Here is a 19,959-nt window from a genome sequence, read left to right on the forward strand (position 1 = left end):
TCAGAGGTCGTCGTCGGACCACCATTCGTTCAACGCCGCGCCGATCTGCGCGAGTGCGTCCGCCGACGCCATGTCCCAGTGGGTGGCCTCGACTCGATGGGTGTCGATCAGTCCGTCGACGGCTTCGCGCCACGTCGACGCTCCGAGTTCCCCGGTCGGGTCGTCGCTCAGGGCCGCGAAGTACACCAGGTCGCCCTTGTACGGTCGCGGTTCGTAGTCCCCGATCATGGCGATCGACGCACCCGCGGCCTCGAGTGCCGCGTTGATCCGGTCGGCACCGAGAGAATCGAACGGCGCGGGGAGATCCGAGACCAGCTCGTGCACGATGTCCGCAGTGAGCTCCTCGTCGACCCGGTCGCGGCCACCCGATGCCACGGCCGGCAGCAGCCCACCAAGCAGATCTCGGGCCGTCATGTTCCCCTCGGCCGCGGGGCGCTCGATGTCGTTGTCCGCGTAGCTGTCCATCATGGCAAGCAGGCCGACCTCCTCGCCCTCCGACTGCAGCTGCACCGCCATCGCGTGGGCGATGACGCCACCGAGTGACCACCCGATCAGGTGGTACGGGCCCTCGGGCTGAACGGCCCTGATCTCCTGCAGGTACCGCTGCGCCCATTCCTCAATGGTCGCCGGCAGCGGTCCGGTACCGGAAACCGCCGGCGACTGCAGTCCGTAGATACCCCGTTCCCGGTCGACGTGGGCGGACAGCCCGGCGAACGCCCAGGAGAGGCCGATGACCGGATGGACGCAGAACAGCGGCGGCTTACTTCCGCGTTCCCGCAGGGGCAGCAGCACCTCGAACGCGGACTCCGTGTCCAGATCCTCGACGCCTGCGAGCACGGCGTCCGCCCGGGCTGCCATCGACTCCGGGGTCGGATTCGAGAACACCCACAGCACCGGTACCTCGATTCCGAGCGCGGCGCCGAGCAGCGCGGTCAGGCGCGTCGCCACCAGCGAGTTACCACCGAGATCGAAGAACTCGTCGTCCAGCCCGACCCGCTCGATCCCGAGCACCGCACCGAAGACGCCCGCCACCGTGCGCTGGGTGTCGGTCTCCGGCGCACGGAACTCACGCGCCACGAACTCCGGATCGGGAAGTGCCTTCCGATCCACCTTGCCGTTCACGTTCAGCGGCAACGCGTCGAGAACCATCACCACGGCCGGGACCATGTACGAGGGCATTGCACCGGACAGCGCGCTACGAACGAGCGCTCCGTCCAGTTCGGCCCCGACGACGTAGCCGACGAGCTGGGTGCCGCTCACGGCGTCAACCCGAGCCACCACGACCGCGTCGATCACCCCGGTCACGGACCGCAACGCGGACTCGATCTCACCGAGCTCGATACGGAAACCGCGGACCTTGACCTGGAAGTCGGCGCGGTCGAGGTACTCGAGATTGCCGTCGCCACGCCACCGCACGACGTCGCCGGTGCGATAGAGACGGGTGCCGTCACCGAACGGGTTCGCGACGAACCGGTCCGCCGTGAGGTCAGTCCGGCCGTGGTACCCACGGGCCAGCTGCGCACCGGCGAGGTACAGCTCTCCCGACACACCCACCGGAACCGGGTGCAGGCGCGAATCGAGCACGAACACCTGGGTGTTCCACTCGGGCGTGCCGATCGGCACCGTCACCGTGTCCGCCGCCGACGTCCGGTACGAGGTCACCGAGACCGCTGCCTCGGTGGGCCCGTAGAGGTTGTCGAGTCGGGCTGCGCTCACGGCCCGCAGCCGCGCCGCGGTCTCCGCCGGCAGAGCCTCGCCGATGGCCAGGACCCTCGTCACCGATTCCGGGAAGCCGGTCAGCGGGTCCGACAGCAGCATCGACAGCATCGACGGCACCACGTGCAACGTGGTCACCACCTCACGCGACATCAACTCGAGCAGATAGGCGGGATCCTGGTGCCCGTCGGGACGGGCGATCACCAGTCGAGCACCCGTCTGCAGCGCCCACCAGAATTCCCACACCGACAGGTCGAACGTGGCCGCGGTCTTGAGCAGAACCGCGTCGTCGCCGCCCAGTCCGTATTCCGCCTGCTTCCACACCATCTGGTTGACGACGGCCGCATGCGCGACGGCGACACCCTTGGGCCGGCCGGTCGAGCCCGACGTGAAGATCACGTAGGCCGGGTTGCCGGTCCGCAGCGGCGCCAGCCGGTCGCGGTCGGAGACCGGCGCGTCGGAGAAGCCGGACAGCTCGAGGGTGTCGAGCGCCAGCACCGGGCAGTCGCCCGGCAGCGCAACCACGTCGTCGGTGCGGGTGAGCAGCAACGCCGGGGCAGCCGATTCCAGGACCAGGGCGATTCGCTCGCCGGGATGATCCGGGTCGATCGGCACGTAGGCACCGCCGGCCTTGACGATCGCGTACATGCCGACCATCAACTCGACTGAACGTCGCATCGCCAGTCCGACCAGGGTCTCCGGACCGACGCCTGCCGCGATCAGTTTGCGCGCCAACCTGTTCACCCGGGAATCGAACTCTCGGTACGTCAGCGAGTCACCGTCGAACACCAGGGCAACAGCCTCCGGCGTCCTCGACACCTGCGCGTCGAAGAGATCGACCAGCGTCGCATCCGGCACCGACTCGTCGGTGGCGTTCCAGTCGCCCAGGATCTGATCTGCCTCGACCGAGGTGACCATCGACAGGTCGCCGACGACGCCGTCCGGGTTCGCCACGAGCTGTTCGAGCACGCCGAGGAAGCGGTCCGCGAACGCCTGCGCGGTGGCCCGGTCGAACAGCGCGGTCACGTAGGTCAGGCTCGCGCCCAATCCGATCGGCGTGCCCTCCTCGTCGTAGCGGTCGCCGATGATCAGGTGCAGGTCGAACTGGGAGACCTCGGATGCCAGCTCGGCGGGCGCGATTGCCAGACCGTCGAGTTCGAAGGTGGACTCGGCCAGGTTCTGGAACGAGAAGCCCACCTGGCACAGCGGATGCCGAGCGGTCGAACGGGTCGGGTTGAGCACCTCCACCAGCCGTTCGAACGGCACGTCCGCATGCCCGAATGCCCCGAGGTCCGCCTCCCGGACCTGGGTCAGGAGCTCAGCGAAACCGGCATCCGGTGCGACATCGGTCCGGAAGACGAGCGTGTTGACGAACATGCCGATCAGATCGTCGAGCGCGGCATCCCCACGGCCGGCGAAGGGTGTGCCGACTGCGATGTCTCGCGTCCCCGACAGCCGGGCGAGCAGGGTCGCGAACGCGGCGTGCACGACCATGAACAGGGTGGCGTTGTGAGCGCGCGCCATCTCGACGAGCCCCCGATGCAGATCGGGACTCACCGCGAATTCGACCGTGCCGCCGTGGTACGACTGCACCGCCGGCCGCGGCCGGTCGGTCGGCAGGTCCAGCTGCTCCGGCAGGCCGGCAAGCGCCGACTTCCAGTAGCCGAGCTGCTCGGAGATCAGCGACTCCGGATCGTCCTCGCTTCCGAGGACCTCCCGCTGCCACAGCGCGTAGTCGGCGTACTGCACGGCCAGTGGCGGCTGCGCTGAGACGGTACCCGCTGCGCGGGCCGCATACGCCACCATCAGATCCCGGGTGAACGGGCCGATCGAGGAACCATCGGCCGCGATGTGGTGAACGACCATGGCGAGCACGTACTCGGGCGTCTCGTCGGTGCCGTCGACACGCACGAGCATCGTCCGGATCGGGACCTGAGACGTGACGTCGAATCCTCCGGAGACAAACTTCGTCACCTCCGCGACGACCTGGTCGGCCGCCACGGTGACCGGTTCGAGGTCGACGACGACGTCCCCGACCGGCAGGATCACCTGTGTCGCGGCACCGTCCTCTGCCTGCGGGTACACCGTGCGCAGCACCTCGTGTCGTGCCACCACGTCACCGACCGCGGCCGTCATGGCGGCCACGTCGAGGTCACCGGTCAGCCTGATCGCCGCGGGAATGTTGTACGCCACCGAGTCCTGGTCGAACCGGTTGAAGAACCACATCCGCTGCTGCGCCAGTGACAGCGGCACCCGCTCCGGGCGCGCGCCGGCACTCAGTGCGGGGCGCGCCCCATGCCCCTCGAGTTGACCCACCCGAACCGCCAGATCCTCGACGACGCTCGCCTCGAACACCACCCGAACCGGCACCTGCGCATCGAGCGCCGCGCCGAGACGAGCGGTGACCTGGGTCGCGATCAGCGAGTTGCCACCGAGCTCGAAGAAGTCGTCGTCGAGACCGACCCGCTCGACACCGAGCACCTCCGCGAACACGTTCGCGACGATCTGCTCGACCGGCGTGGACGGGGCCCGGAACGCCCGAACCTCGAACACCGGCTCCGGCAACGCCTTCCGGTCCAGCTTGCCGACCGGGTTCAGCGGGATCTCGTCGAGCACCATGACCGATGCCGGCACCATGTACGCGGCCAGTGATCGACCGACGAACTCCTTGAGGGCGGTCGGATCGAGCACCCGACCCGGAACCGCCACCACGTACGACACGAGAGATGTCGCACCGCCGACACCGGTGTGGCCGATCGTTGCCGCGAACTCCACGTCGTCGTGCGAGGTCAGCGCAAGGTTGATCTCGCCGAGTTCGATCCGGAAGCCACGAACCTTCACCTGGAAGTCCGCGCGGCTCACGTACTCGAGCTCACCGTCGCCCGTCCAGCGAACCACGTCACCGGTCCGGTACATCCTGGTGCCGGTGAGGTCTCCGCTCGTGGCGAAGGGGTTCGCCACGAAACGGTCTGCGGTCAGCCCCGGCTGGTGCAGGTAGCCGCGCGCGACACCCGGACCCGACAGGTAGAGCTCACCCGCGACACCGACGGGAACGGGATGCAACCGGGAATCGAGCACCAGCGTGCGGACTCCCCGGAGGCCCTCACCGATCGGCATCAGCCCACCTGCGACCAGTGGATTGCTGCTGGTCGCGATCACGGTCGTCTCGGTCGGACCGTAGACGTTGAAGAAGTCACGTTCCGCCGCCCACCGGGCCACGAGGTCCGGTGAGTACGCCTCACCGCCGACCATCACCGACCGCAGTTCGGAGAGCTCCGTGTGGTCGATCGAGGCCAACGCGGCCGGAGTGATGAACGCATGCGTCACCCGCTCGGCCCGCAGCAGCTCGGCCAGTTCCGCACCGCCGTAGACCGTGGTCGGCACGATCACCATGGCGGCGCCCGCACCGACCGCGAGCAGCAACTCCAGCATCGAGGCATCGAAGCTCGGGGATGCGAAATGCAGAGTCCGCGAACCGGAATCGATCTTGAACCGGTCCCGCTGCTCCGCCGCCAGGTTCGACAGCCCGCCGTGCGTCACCGCGACGCCCTTCGGCTTGCCCGTCGACCCCGACGTGTAGATGACATAGGCCGTGTTCTCGACCCGAAGCACACCCAGTCGCTCGGAGGCGGTGACCTCGTCGGCCGGCTGCGCGTTGCACCTGACCTCGAACTCATGGTCGTCGAGAACCAGCCACCGAACACCGTCCGGCAGCCTGTCCACCGACGCGGCCACCGTCAATCCGATAGCCGCGCCCGAGTCGGCGGCCATGTGCGCGACCCGCTCCGCGGGGTAGTTCGGGTCGACCGGGACGAAGGCGGCACCGGTCTTGGCGACAGCCCAGACCGCCAACACCGACTCGATCGATCGGGTGATACCCAACGCCACGAACGACTCCGGCCCGACACCCTCGGAGATCAGCACACGGGCCACCCGCGACGACCACTCGTCGATCTCCCGATAGGTCAGCGTGCGACCGCCGAGGGTGACGGCAGGCGCCGACGGGTTCATCCGCACCGCATCGGAGAGGACGTCCGGCAGCGCATGGATCGGACCGGTGTCCGCACCCCGACGCGTGCTCAGATCGACCAGTTCCGCCGGCTCGAGAAGCTCGATGTCGCCGATGGCGACCATGGGAGTTGCTACCGCCGCCCGGGCGATCCGGACCAGCCGCTCCGCGAAGCCGACAACGGTCTGCTCGTTGAACAGATCTGTGGCGTACAGGAATTCGGCGGTGATTCCGTCGGCGACCCCGTCCTCGGTGAACGACTCGACAATCGACAGCTGCAGGTCGAACTTGGCGACGTGCCCGTCGAATTCGACCCCACTCAGGCGCAGGCCCGGCAGCTCGAAGCCGACGGGACCGGTGTTTCCCATCGAGAGGGCAACCTGGAACAGCGGGTTGCGCGACTGCGACCGAACGGGGCTCAGCACCTCCACCAGCCGCTCGAACGGCACGTCCGCATTCGCAAACGCCGACAGGTCGCTCTCCCGCACCTGCTCGAGCAGGTCCACAAAGGTGGTGGACGACTCGGCCTGCGTGCGCAGCACCAGCGTGTTGACGAACATGCCGACCAACTCGTCCAGCGCGGCCTCGCCGCGTCCGGCGATCGGCGTGCCGATCGCGATGTCCGAGGTCCCGGACGCCCTGGCCAGCAGCACCGCGAGTGCCGTGTGCAGCACCATGAACATCGTCGAATTGTGGGTGCGGGCAAGATCGCCGAGACCCTTGTGCAGGACCGCGTCGAGGGAGAACGACACCTCCGCACCACTGTTGGTCGCCACGACCGGCCGCGGCCGGTCCGTCGGCAGGTCCAGCTGATCGGGCAACCCGTCCAGCGTCTGCTCCCAGTGCGACAACTGCTGCGAGATCAGCGACTGCGGGTCGTCCTCGGAACCGAGGACCTCGTGCTGCCACAGGCTGTAGTCCGCGTACTGCACCTCGAGCGGCGCCCAGTCGGGCGCGCTCCCCGCGCTGCGGGCGGCGTAGGCGACCATCACGTCGCGCGTCAGCGGCCCCATCGAGAAACCGTCGCCGGCGATGTGGTGAACCACCAGCACGAGCACATGCTCGTCGGTGCCGGCCACCGCGAACAGCCGAGCCCGCACCGGAACCTGTGCGGTCACGTCGAATCCGGCCGAGATCACCTCCGTCACGCGTGCGACGGTGTCCTCCGCGGCGATGGTCTCCGGCGTCAGGTCGACGGCGAACTCACCAACCGGCAGAACGGTCTGGTATCCGGCCCCGGCCACGGACGGGTAGACAGTGCGCAGCGACTCGTGACGGGCCAACACGTCACCGACAGCCCCCTGCAACGCCGCCACATCCAACTCGCCGGACAGCCGCACCGCAGCAGGAATGTTGTACAGGGACGACGAGGTGTCGAACTGGTTCAGGAACCACATCCGAGACTGCGCCAACGACAACGGAACTCGTTCGGGCCGCACACCGGCACGCAACGCGATCCGGCCGCCCGAACCCGCATGCTGCTCCACCGCCGTCGACAGCGCCGCCACCGTCGACGCCTCGAACAACGTCCGCACCGGCACCCGCGCGTCCAGTGCCGCACCGATGCGCGAAACCACCTGCGTCGCCACCAACGAGTTGCCACCGAGCTCGAAGAAGTCGTCATCCAGACCGATCCGCGGGACCCCCAGCACATCGGCGAACACACCCGCCACGATCTCCTCGACCGGAGTCGTCGGCGCCCGGAACTCCCGAACCTCGAACACCGGCGCCGGCAACGACTTCCGATCCAACTTCCCGTTCGACGTCAGCGGAATCTCGTCGAGCACCACGAACGCCGACGGCACCATGTACTCCGGCAGCAACTCCGCCGCACCGTCCCGCACCGAAGCCACATCCACGGTGGCCCCGACCGCGGGCACGAGGTAGGCGACCAGTCGTGCGCCTCCCGGGACGTCCTCGCGGACGATCACCGCAACCTGACCCACCTGCACGTGAGCCAACAGCGCCGACTCGATCTCACCCAACTCGATCCGGAAACCACGCACCTTCACCTGGTCGTCGGACCGACCGAGGTACTCGAGGTCGCCGTCCCGGCTCCACCGCGCCAGGTCACCCGAGCGGTACAACGCAGAACCGTCCACAGCGAACGGGTTCGCCACGAAACGCGACGCCGTCAGCGCCGGCTGACCGAGGTAGCCCCGGGCCAACTGCACACCCGCGACGTACATCTCGCCCGGAACGCCGACCGGCACCGGCCGCAGCCGCGTGTCCAGGACGTACACCTGCAGACCCGCGATCGCCTGCCCGACCAGCGACGCCGACGCCGCCTTGGCCGTCGGCTCGTCGATACGACGGTGCGAGACGTGCACGGTGGTCTCGGTGATGCCGTACATGTTCACCAGACGCGGAGACGCGTCGTCGTGTCGTCCGTACCAGTCCGTCAACCGGCGCAACTCCAGCGCCTCACCGCCGAAGATCACGTACCGCAGCGCCAGCTCCGCAGGCGCCTGACGATCCGCCTCCGCCAACTGGTAGAACGCCGACGGCGTCTGGTTGAGCACCGTCACCCGCTCCCGCGCCAACAACTCCAGGAACTGCTCCGGCGACCGCGACGTGAAGTAGTCGACCACCACCAGCGTGCCTCCGTAGAGCAACGGACCCCACAGCTCCCACACCGAGAAGTCGAACGCATACGAGTGGAACATCGTCCACACGTCCGTCTCGTCGAACCCGAACTCCGCCTCGGTGTTACGCATCAACCGACCGACATTGCGGTGCGGCACCAGCACGCCCTTCGGGCGCCCCGTCGAACCCGAGGTGTAGATCACATACGCGACATTGCCCGGCACCAACGGCGCACGCCGATCCGAGTCCACAACCGCCGCAGTCGAATACATCGACAGATCGACCGCGTCCAGCTCGATCACCGGCAGTCCGTCCGGCAGCGCGATCGCGTTCTCCGACCACGTGAGCACACAGACCGGCGATGCGTCGGCGAGCATGTACTCGATCCGGTCCGCCGGGTACGTCGGATCGACGGGCAGGTATCCGCCACCGGCCTTGACCACCGCGAGCAACGCCACCACCAGGTCCGCGGACCTCGGCAGGGCCACCGCCACCAACGACTCCGGCCCCACCCCGGCGTCGATCAGCACCCGGGCCAGGCGATTCGCCCGCTCGTCCAGGTTCCGGTAGGACAGCCCGTCATCCTGGTACCGCAACGCAATACGATCCGGGAACCGCCGCGCGGCAACATCGAACAGCTCCACCAGCGTGGCATCGGAACCGACATCGACTCCCGACGAATTCCACTGCGAGAGAACCAGTTCACGTTCTACCGACTCGAGCAGGTCAATGTCACCAACCACCACAGCCGGATCCGCCACCACAGCAGCGAGCACCCGCAGGAAACGCTCCCCGAACGACTCAACCGTCGACCGGTCGAACAGATCGGTGGCATAGGTGAACTCTGCAGCCATCCCCGACGGCCGCCCGTCCTCCTCGACCGACTCCGACAGCGTCAACTGCAGATCGAACTTCGCCAGCTGCACATCGAAATCGACCGCGCTGATCGCAAGACCCGGCAACTCGAGACTGGTCGCACCCAGGTTCTGGAAGGCCAACGAGACCTGGAACAACGGGTTCCGTGCCTGCGACCGAACCGGATCGAGCACCTCCACGAGCCGCTCGAACGGCACATCCGCATGCGCGAAGCCGGCCACGTCGGTGGCCCGCGCCCTTGCCAGCAAGTCCTCGAACGTGGCCGCCGAATCCACCCGACTCCGCAACACCAGGGTGTTGACGAACATCCCGACCATGTCGTCGAGCTCGGCCTCACCACGACCGGCGACCGGCGCACCGATCGCAATGTCGTCGGTCCCCGACAACCGCGCCAGCAGCACCGCCAGCGCCGCGTGCACGACCATGAACATCGTGGCATTGCTCCTGCGGGCAAGCTCACCGAGCGCAGCGTGCAACTGCGCGTCGATCGTGAACGCCGCACCGGCACCACGGTTCGACGCCACCGCCGGCCGCGGCCGATCGCTCGGCAGGTCCAACTGATCCGGCAGCCCCGCCAACTCATCCGACCAGTAAGCCAGCTGAGCCGACATCAACGACTCCGGGTCGTCCTCCGACCCGAGAACCTCACGCTGCCACATCGCGTAGTCGGCGTACTGCACCGGCAACGGCGCCCAACCCGGGGCCTCACCCGCGGTACGGGCCGCGTACGCGACCATCACGTCCCGCGTCAGCGGACCCATCGAGAAACCATCCGACGCAATGTGGTGCACCACCAGCACCAACACATGCTCGGAAGTACCCTCCACCTGGAAAATCTCAGCGCGCACCGGAATCCGGTCGGTGACGTCGAATCCCTCCGACACCACCTCGACCACCCGCTCGAGCAGGCCCTCCTCGGCAACCGTCACCGGCACGAGCTCCGGGACGCAATCCGCTGCCGACAACACCACCTGATGGCCGACGCCGTCCGACTCCGGGTACATCGTCCGCAGCACCTCGTGCCGCGCCACCACGTCACTGACAGCCGCCCGCAACGCAGCCACATCCAGCACACCCGACAACCGAATCGCCATCGGAAGGTTGTACGCAGTCGACTCCGGATCGAAACGGTTCAGGAACCACATCCGAGACTGCGCCAACGACAACGGGATCCGCTCCGGACGCGCACCCGCACGCAACGCGATACGAGCACCCGCACCGGCCTGCGACTGCACCCGCGCCGCCAACGCTTCCACCGTCGACACTTCGAACAACACCCGCACCGGCACCTGCGCATCGAGCGCAGCACCGATCCGAGCCACCACCTGCATCGCGATCAACGAGTTGCCACCCAACTCGAAGAAGTCATCATCCAGACCGACCCGCTCGGTGCCAAGCAACTCGGCGAAGACGGCAGCAACGACCTGCTCAACCGGAGTCGAGGGCGCACGGAACACCTTCGCCTCGAACACCGGAGCCGGCAGCGCCTTCCGATCCAACTTGCCGGCGGCGTTCAGCGGCATCTGCTCGAGCACCACCACAGCCGACGGCACCATGAACCGCGGTACCCGGGTTTCGAGGTACGCCCGAAGTTCCGCCGACGAGGCATCCATGCCCGAGGGCGCGACGACGTACGCAACCAACTGAGCGCCCGTCGACGGGTCGGTGTGTACGACAACAACCGCCTGTGACACCGCCGGATGCTCGCGGAGGACCGACTCGATCTCGCCCGGCTCGATCCGCTGACCCCGCAGCTTGATCTGGAAGTCGGTACGACCGAGGTACTCGAGCTCACCATCGGAATTCCATCGAACACGATCACCGGTCCGGTACATCCGATCCCCGACAACACCATGCGGGTCGGCGACAAACCGGTCAGCCGTCAGGTCCGAACGACCGAGATAGCCGCGCGAGAGCTGGCCACCGGCCAGATACAACTCCCCTGCCACACCGGTGGGAACAGGATTCAGTCGCGCATCGAGCACGTAGGCCGCCATGTCCCACGCGGGTCGTCCGATCGGCACGATCTGGGCGTCGGAGAGGTCGGGTCCGAGCACCTCGGACATCGTTGCCGTGACCGCCGTCTCTGTCGGTCCGTAGCAGTTGCGCAGCTGCAGGCCCAGTTCGGCGGCACGCGTTGCGAGATCGACGGAGATCGCCTCGCCACCGGTCAGGACCCGCCGCAGGACGGACCCGTCGGCCCGGCCCGCGAGGTAGGCCTCGAGCATGGACGGAACGAACTGCACGACCGTCACGCCCTCGCTGCGGATGAGCGCGGCCAGGTACTCCGGATCACGGTGCCCGTCCGGGCGGGCGACGACGGTCCTGGCACCGACCGTCATCGCGAGGAAGACCTCCATCACCGCGACATCGAAGGTCAGCGCCGACTTGTGCAGCACCACATCCTCGCCGGTGAGGGCGAGCTGATCTCGAATCCACCTCTGGTGACGAACGATTGCCTCGTGGGAGACCACGACGCCCTTCGGTCGACCGGTCGACCCCGAGGTGAAGCACACGTACGCGGCATTGCCCGGACGCAGCACCGCGAGCCGCTCCGAGGCGTCGATCGCCTCGCTGCGAACTCCCGCGGTGTCGAGCTTCTCGATCTCGACAATGTCCGAATCGGTCGGAGGGATGTCCCCCCGATCCACAGCCCTGGTCAGGACCAGCACCGGAGTCACCGTTTCCAGAACGAACTCGTTGCGGGCCGCAGCCTGATCCGGGTCCACCGGCACGTACGCCCCGCCCGCCTTGAGGACCGCATACATCGCCACCAGCATCTCGAGCGACCTACGCATCGCGATCGCGACCGTCGTTTCCGGTCGAACCCCACGTGCGATGAGAACTCGCGCGAGGCGGTTCGCCTGCGCGTCGAATTCCGCATAGGTCATCCGGCGGGTGTCGTCAACGAGCGCGATCGCGTCCGGTGTGCGAGCGACCTGCGCCTCGAAGTCGTCGAGAAGGAGCCCACCGTTGCCGGAAACGCTCTCACCCGCGGATCGGACGAGCCACGTCTGCGCTTCGTGATCAGACACGATACGCATGTCGCCGACGGCGGTGGTCACGTCGCGGGTCGCCTCCTCGAGGATGCGCACGAAACGCTCCGCGAACGACTCGATCGTCGGCTCGTCGAACAGGTCCGTCGCGTACACGAAGCTCGCGTACATCCCGGTCGCCGTGCCGGACTCGTCGACGCTCTCACCGAGTGTCAGCGACAGGTCGAACTGCGTGACCTCGATTTCCGTATCCAACGCGCTGACCGTCAGGCCCGGCAGCTCGATGACCGCCCGCTCCTGGTTCTGCAACGACAACGACACCTGGAACAACGGATTGTGCGCCTTCGACCGCGCCGGGTTCAGCGCATCGACCAACTGCTCGAACGGCACATCCATGTGACCGAACGCCCGAACATCGGTCGCACGAACCGACGCAAGAAGATCCGCAAACGACGCGGACGAGTCGACCGCGGTCCGCAACACCAGAGTGTTGACGAACATGCCGACCAGATCGTCCAACGCGGCCTCGCCGCGGCCACCGACCGGCGTACCGACCGCGATGTCCGACTCACCCGACAACCGCGCCAGCAGCACCGACAGCGCCGCATGCAACACCATGAACGGCGTCGCACCATGCGCGGCCGCGAGATCACGAATCGCGCGGGTAGTGCCCTCGTCGATCGCGAAGCCGTACCGCGCACCGCGCATCGACTGCTCCGCCGGCCGCGGCCGGTCCGTCGGCAGGTCGAGCGCGGCAGGCAACGCCGCCAACTCCTCGGTCCAGAACGCGAGTTGCTGCGCGGCCAGGCTGGCCTCGTCGTCCGGCGACCCGAGCACCTCGTGCTGCCACAGCGCGTAATCCGCGTACTGCACCGGCAGCGGCGCCCACGCCGGAGCCACACCCTCGGCACGGGCGGTGTACGCCACCATCACATCTCGAGCGAGCGGCGCCATCGACACACCATCCGCACTGATGTGGTGTACCACCATCACCAGCACCCGATCGGTATCGGACACCTCGAACAACCGCGCGCGCACCGGCGGCGCAACCCGCACATCGAAACCGGCAGACAGGAACTCCGCCGCCACCGCGAGCAGGTCGGATTCGGCGACGCACGTCGGATCCAGGTCGAGGTCGACCTCCGAGACCGGCACGACCACCTGATGGGCGACGCCGTCCAACTCCGGGTACATCGTCCGCAGCGACTCGTGCCGCGCCACCACGTCACCGACCGCCGCCTGCAACGCAGCCACGTCCAACTGTCCGGACAGCCGAATCGCCATCGGCATGTTGTACGCAGTCGACTCCGGATCGAACCGGTTCAGGAACCACATCCGAGACTGCGCCAACGACAACGGCACCCGCTCCGGACGCACACCCGCAACCAACGCCAACCGGCCACCCGCACCGACCTGCGACTCCACCCGAGCCGCCAACGTCGCAACCGACGACGCCTCGAACAACACCCGCACCGGCACCTGCGCATCCAATGCCGCACCGATCCGAGCCACCACCTGGGTCGCGATCAACGAGTTGCCGCCCAACTCGAAGAAGTCGTCGTCCAAGCCGACCCGCTCGACGCCCAGGACATCCGCAAACGTACTCGCGACGACCTCCTCGACCGCCGTCGACGGCGCACGGAATGCCCGCGCCTCGAACTCCGGCACCGGCAGGGCACTCCGGTCCAGCTTGCCCACCGGAGTCAGTGGCACCTCGTCGAGCTGCACGATCACCATCGGCACCATGTAGCTGGGCAGGGCACGGGCAACGAACTCCGTCAGCTCCGCGGTAACCAGGGGCCGATCGGCAATCGCCACCACGTAGGAGACCAGTGCCGTTGCACCCGAGGACAGTTCATGCCCAACGGTGGTCGCGAAGTCCACATCGGGATGCGCGGTCAAGGCCGCGTCGATTTCGCCGAGCTCGATCCGCAGCCCTCGCACCTTCACCTGGAAGTCGCTGCGACCCACGTACTCCAGCTCGCCGTCGCCGGTCCACCGCACCACGTCACCGGTGCGGTACATCACCGCACCGCTCGCGTGCGGATTCGCGACAAAACGCTCCGCGGTCAGCCCGGCACGCCCGTGATAGCCGCGCGCCAGCGTCAGTCCAGCCAGGTACAGCTCGCCCTGCGTCCCCGCGGGGACCGGGTTCATCCGAGCATCGAGTACCCAGGCCGACATTCCCTCGATCGGTCGGCCGATCCGCACCGGACGGCCCGATTCCAGTCGTGCGTACGAGGAGATGATGGTCGTCTCCGTCGGGCCGTAGCCGTTGAGCATCACCCGGCCGGGTGCCCACCTCACCACCAGTTCGTCGGGGCAGGCTTCTCCGCCCAGCTGCAGCAGCTCCAGGTCCACCAGCGGGGCCGGATCCAGAGTGCCTGCCACCCCTGGCGTGCAAATCATGTGGGTCACCCGCTCAGCGGCAAGCAGTTGTGTCATCTCGTGTCCACCAATGACCGTCGACGGCACGATCACGAGCGTCGCTCCGGCCGAGAAGGTCAGCATCCACTCCAGCACCGATGGATCGAAGCTCGGGGAGCAGACGTGCAGGAAACGGGATTCCGGCCGCACTCCGTACATGCCCCTGGCGTACTCGAGCAGTCCGCGAAGGCCGGCATGCGTCACGGCCACGCCCTTGGGCCGTCCTGTCGATCCTGACGTGTAGATCATGTACGCCAGGTGCTGCGGCAACACCGCCGATGTCCGCTCGCCGTCGGTGACCGGAGCAGACGACTGCGCCGCACACAGCTCCTGCGTCGACGGTTCGTCGACGATCAGCCAGTTCAGGTCCTGCGGGAGCCGCTCCACGAACTCGACCGCCGTCAGCGCAAGCACCGCACCCGAATCGGTCACCATGTGCGCGATTCGATCGCCCGGATAGGTCGGATCGACCGGAACGTATGCCGCTCCGGCCTTCGCCACCGCCCACACCGCCGCGACCATGTCGAACGACCGGGGGAAGGCAAGAGCGACGATGGTGTCCGGACCCGCACCGCGACCGATCAGGACCCGCGCGAGCCGCGAGGACTGCTCGTCCAGCTCCCGGTACGTCACCGAGCGCTCCTCGAACCGGATCGCCACCGCCTCTGGATCGACGGTGCTACCCGCGGTGAGGATCTCGTGCAGTGTCCCCACGGGCAGGGCGTCCTGGTCACCGACACGGGTCAGCTCGGCACGCTCTGCTGCCGACAGCACGTCGACGTCTCCGACGACCACCGAGGTGTCGGCGGCGACGGCCTCCAGGATCCGGACGAACCGCTCGGCGAAACGCACCACGGTCTCCTCGTCGAAGAGGTCTGTGGCGTAGTCGAACGCGACCGAGGATCCGGAGAGTTCGCCTGCCTGGTCGACGCTTTCAGACACGGTGACCTGCAGGTCAAACTTGGCCAGGGTGAAGTCGACGTCGAGAGCGGCCACCGTGAGGTCCGTGATTTCGAGGCTGGTTCGCGCGGCGTTCTCGAACGACAGCGCCACCTGGAACAGCGGGTGGCGGGCCTGGGACCGCGGTGGGTTGAGCAACTCCACGAGACGCTCGAAGGGTGTGTCAGCATGCGCGAACGCCTCGAGATCGACGTGCCGAGTCCGGGAGAGCAACTCAGCGAAGGACTCGTTCGAATCGATCTCGGTCCGCAGCACCAGGGTGTTTACGAACATCCCGACCAGGTCGTCGAGGGCCTGCTCGCCGCGGCCGGCCATCGGAGTTCCGACCGCAATGTCGGAGGTACCCGACAACCGTGCCAGCAGCACCGCGAGTGCGGCGTGCACGATCATGAACAGCGTCGCCTCGTGCTCCCGCGCCCGAGCATTGAGCGCCCGGTGCAGGTCCGCGTCGATGGCGAAGGTGTAACTGGCGCCGCTGTTCGTGGCGACCGCCGGCCGTGGCCGATCGGTCGGCAACTCCAGCTGATCGACGAGACCGCCCAGCGTGGCCGTCCAGTAGTCGGCCTGCTTCCTGATCAACGAGTCCGGGTCGTCCTCGGAGCCGAGGACCTCTCGCTGCCACAGTGTGTAGTCGGCGTACTGCACCGGCAGCGGTGTCCAGCTGGGGATCTCGCCGTCGACTCGGGCGGCGTACGCCACCACGAGGTCCCTCGTCAGCGGTGTCATCGAGAAGCCGTCCGACGCAATGTGGTGCACGACCATCACCAGCACCCGGTCGGTATCGGTCACCTCGAACATTCGCGCACGTACCGGCGGTGCGATCCGCACGTCGAATCCGGTGGACAGGAACGCCCCCGCGACCGAGAGCAGGTCGTCCTCGGCGACCACCGTCGGCTCCAGGTCGAGGTCGACCTCCGCGGCAGGCACGATCACCTGGCGCGGGCCGTGCTCGGAGTCCGGGTACATCGTGCGCAACGACTCGTGCCGCGCGATCACGTCGCCCACCGCAGCCTGCAGCGCGTGGACGTCCAGTCGTCCCGACAGCCGAATGGCCATCGAGATGTTGTAGGCGGTCGACTCCGGGTCGAAGCGGTTCAGGAACCACATCCGCTGCTGCGCGAGCGACAACGGGATCTGCTCCGGACGCTCCTTCGCAACGAGCGCCAGGCTCGCACCCGCGCCCACCTGAGACTCCAACCGCACCGCCAGCGCCGCCACGGTCGACGCATCGAACAGCTCACGTACCGCCACCCGCGTGTCCAGCGCCGCACCCAACCGCGCCGCCACCTGCGTCGCGAGCAGTGAGTTGCCACCGAGCTCGAAGAAGTTGTCGTCGACGCCGACCCGCTCGATACCCAGCAGATCCGCAAATGTATTTGCGACGATCTCCTCGACCGGGGTCGACGGCGCACGGAACACCTTCACCTCGAACACCGGCTCGGGCAGTGCCTTGCGGTCCAGCTTGCCGCTGGTGTTGAGCGGGAACTCCGCCAGCACCATGACCGTGGACGGAACCATGTACCCGGGCAGCGACTCCGCCACCTTCGCGCGCAGCGTGCTCGACGTCAGTGAGACGCCCGGGTCGAGAACCACGTACCCGACCAGCTGATCGCCGAACATTGCGCCCGAACGCAGCACCACGACCGCCTGGGACACCGCGTCGACGCGTTCCAGCGCCGACTCGATCTCGCCCAGCTCGATCCGCTGACCTCGCAGCTTCACCTGGAAGTCGGTGCGGCCGAGGTACTCCAGCTGACCGTCCACTCGCCAGCGGGCAAGGTCACCGGTGCGGTACATGACAGAGCCCGGATCCCCGAACGGATTGGGGACGAACCGCTCGGCCGTGCGGTTCGGATGGCCGTGGTAGCCCCGCGAGACCTGCCGGCCGGCAAGATACACCTCACCGGCGACCCCCGGCAGCGCCGGGTGCAACCGCGAGTCGAGCACGTAGGCCTGGGTGTTCCACACCGGCCGGCCGATCGGCATGGAGTCCGACTCGGTTCCGTCGCACCAGTAGTGGACAGACGTCAGCGTGGTCTCGGCCGGGCCGTACGCATTGTCGATTCCCACCGCCGAAGCCTGCATGACCCGTGTTGCGAGTTCGGGGCTCAGTGCCTCGCCCGCCAACTGGAGTGCACGCACCGACGGCGGCAACGCCAACGCCGGATCGGACGCCAAGGTCGCCAGCATCGAAGGCACGAAGCCCAACAGGGTCACGCCCCACTCACGAGACGTCGAGACCAGGTACTCCGGGTCACGGTGCCCGTCCGGACGCGCGATGACGAGGTGCGCACCCGCAATGAAGGGCGCGAACAACTCCCACACCGACGGGTCGAACACGATCGGCGTCTTCTGCAGCACCACGTCCGAGGACGTGACCGCGTACTCGTCGACGAACCAGCACAACTGGTTCACGATCGCCTCGTGTGTGACCGCCACACCCTTCGGCACGCCTGTCGATCCGGACGTGAAGATGACATATGCAGGGTTGCCGGACCGCAACGGGCGGATCCGATCGACGTCCGAGATCGGGGCGTCGTCGAGACCCGCAGTGTCGACACTGTCCATTTCGACCACCGTGACGCCGGCAGGCACCTCGACACGATCGCGGTCCGTCGTGAGGACACAGACCGGTCCGGCGATCTCGAGCACCGCCGCCAACCGCTCCGCCGGCTGGTCCGGATCAACCGGCACGTAGGCGCCGCCGGCCTTCATCACGGCGTACATGCCGACGAGCATCTCGAAGGAGCGGCGGGCCGCGACCACGACCCGCTCCTCCGGACCCACACCGAGTTCGATCAGGTGACGAGCGAGTCTGTTGACTCTCGAATCGAACTCGGTGTAACTGAGCGTGTCGCCGTCGAAAGTCACGGCGGGAGTGTCCGAGTTCTCGCGGGCGGACCTGTCGATCAGATCGACCAGGGTGCCGGCGGGCACCTCGGCGGCAGTGGAGTTCCACTGCCCGAGCATCGTGTCACGATCCGCCTCGGAGACCACCTCGATGTCCCCGAGTTCCCGGGTGGCGTCGGCGGTGACCTGCTCGAGGATGCGCACGAGCGCGTCAGCGAACCTACCCGCGGTTGCCGCGTCGAACAGGTCGGTCGCATAGGTCAGCGTCACGGCGGATCCCACCGGTACACCGTCGTCGAGTCGGTCGGCGACGACGAACTCGAGGTCGAACCTGGCCATGACCACGTCGCTGTCGACCGCGGAGACGCGTAGTCCGTCCAGCTCGAGTACCGTCGTCGCGAGGTTCTGGAATGCGAGCGACACCTGATACAGCGGCGAATAAGACTGGGACCGTACGGGGTTCACGGCGTCGACCAGCCGCTCGAACGGAAGGTCAGCGTGCGCGAAGGCCGCCAGGTCCGTCTCGCGGACACTCCCGAGAAGGGCCGCGAAGGACTCGCCGGCGTCGAGCGCAGACCGCAGCACGAGAGTGTTGACGAACATGCCGACCATGTCGTCGAGCGCCTCGTCACCGCGGCCGGCGACGGGTGTCCCGATCGTGACGTCGGACGACCCGCTGAGCCTGGCGAGCAAAGTTGCCAGTGCCGCGTGCCAGACCATGAACACGGTCGCCCGGTGCTCGCGCGCCAACCTGTCGAGGGCCACCTGCAGGTCTGCGTCGATCTCGAACTCGTGCCTCGCACCACGACCGGACATGACAGCAGGACGCGGCCGATCGGTGGGAACCTCCAACAGGTTGGGAAGACCTGCCAGCGCATCCGTCCAGTAGCCGAGCTGCCGCGAGAGCACCGATTCCGGGTCGTCCTCCGAGCCCAGCACCTCTCGCTGCCACAGCGTGTAGTCCACGTACTGCACCGGCAGCATCGACCAGGCCGGCTGCAACCCCGCGGTCCGCGCCGCGTAGGCGATCATGACGTCCCTGGTCAGCGGCGCAATCGACCAACCGTCGGCGCTGATGTGGTGGACAACCAGCACCAGGACGTGCTCGGTGTCGTCCAGGCGGTATATCCCGCCCCGCACCGGCACCTCGGAGGTGAGGTCGAAGCTCCTTGCCATCACCTCGGCGACAGTGGCTGCGATGGTCTCGGGTGTCACCGCGACCGGGACGAGATCCGGTATCGCCTCTGCGATCGGAACAATGACCTGATACGCGGTGCCATCGGACTCCGGGTAGACGGTGCGCAGCGACTCGTGACGCTCCAGCACGTCGACCACTGCCGCCTGCAACGCCTCGACATCGAGCCGCCCGGACAGCCGAATGGCCACCGGAATGTTGTAGGCGGTCGACTCGGAATCGAAGCGGTTGAGGAACCACAACCGCTGCTGCGCCAACGACAGCGGAATCCGATCCGGACGCGGCTGAGCAACAAGCGCCAGACGCCCACCCGCACCGACCTGAGACTCCAACCGCGCCGCCAG

1 protein-coding gene (cut by a window edge) is annotated in these 19,959 nt (G+C 67.5%); it reads right to left on the reverse strand.

Features of this window, described 5'->3' with window-relative positions; all coding sequences use genetic code 11:
* The coding region annotated (locus ACFO6S_RS13725) for a non-ribosomal peptide synthase/polyketide synthase (RefSeq protein ID WP_378417820.1) crosses the window boundary (this coding region is incomplete at its 5' end): on the reverse strand, positions 1 to 19,959 show 19,959 of its 29,606 nt. 9,647 nt of the annotated region lie beyond the right edge of the window.

The sequence above is a fragment of the Rhodococcus kronopolitis genome, from assembly GCF_042654025.1.
GTDB lineage: Bacteria > Actinomycetota > Actinomycetes > Mycobacteriales > Mycobacteriaceae > Rhodococcus_G > Rhodococcus_G kronopolitis.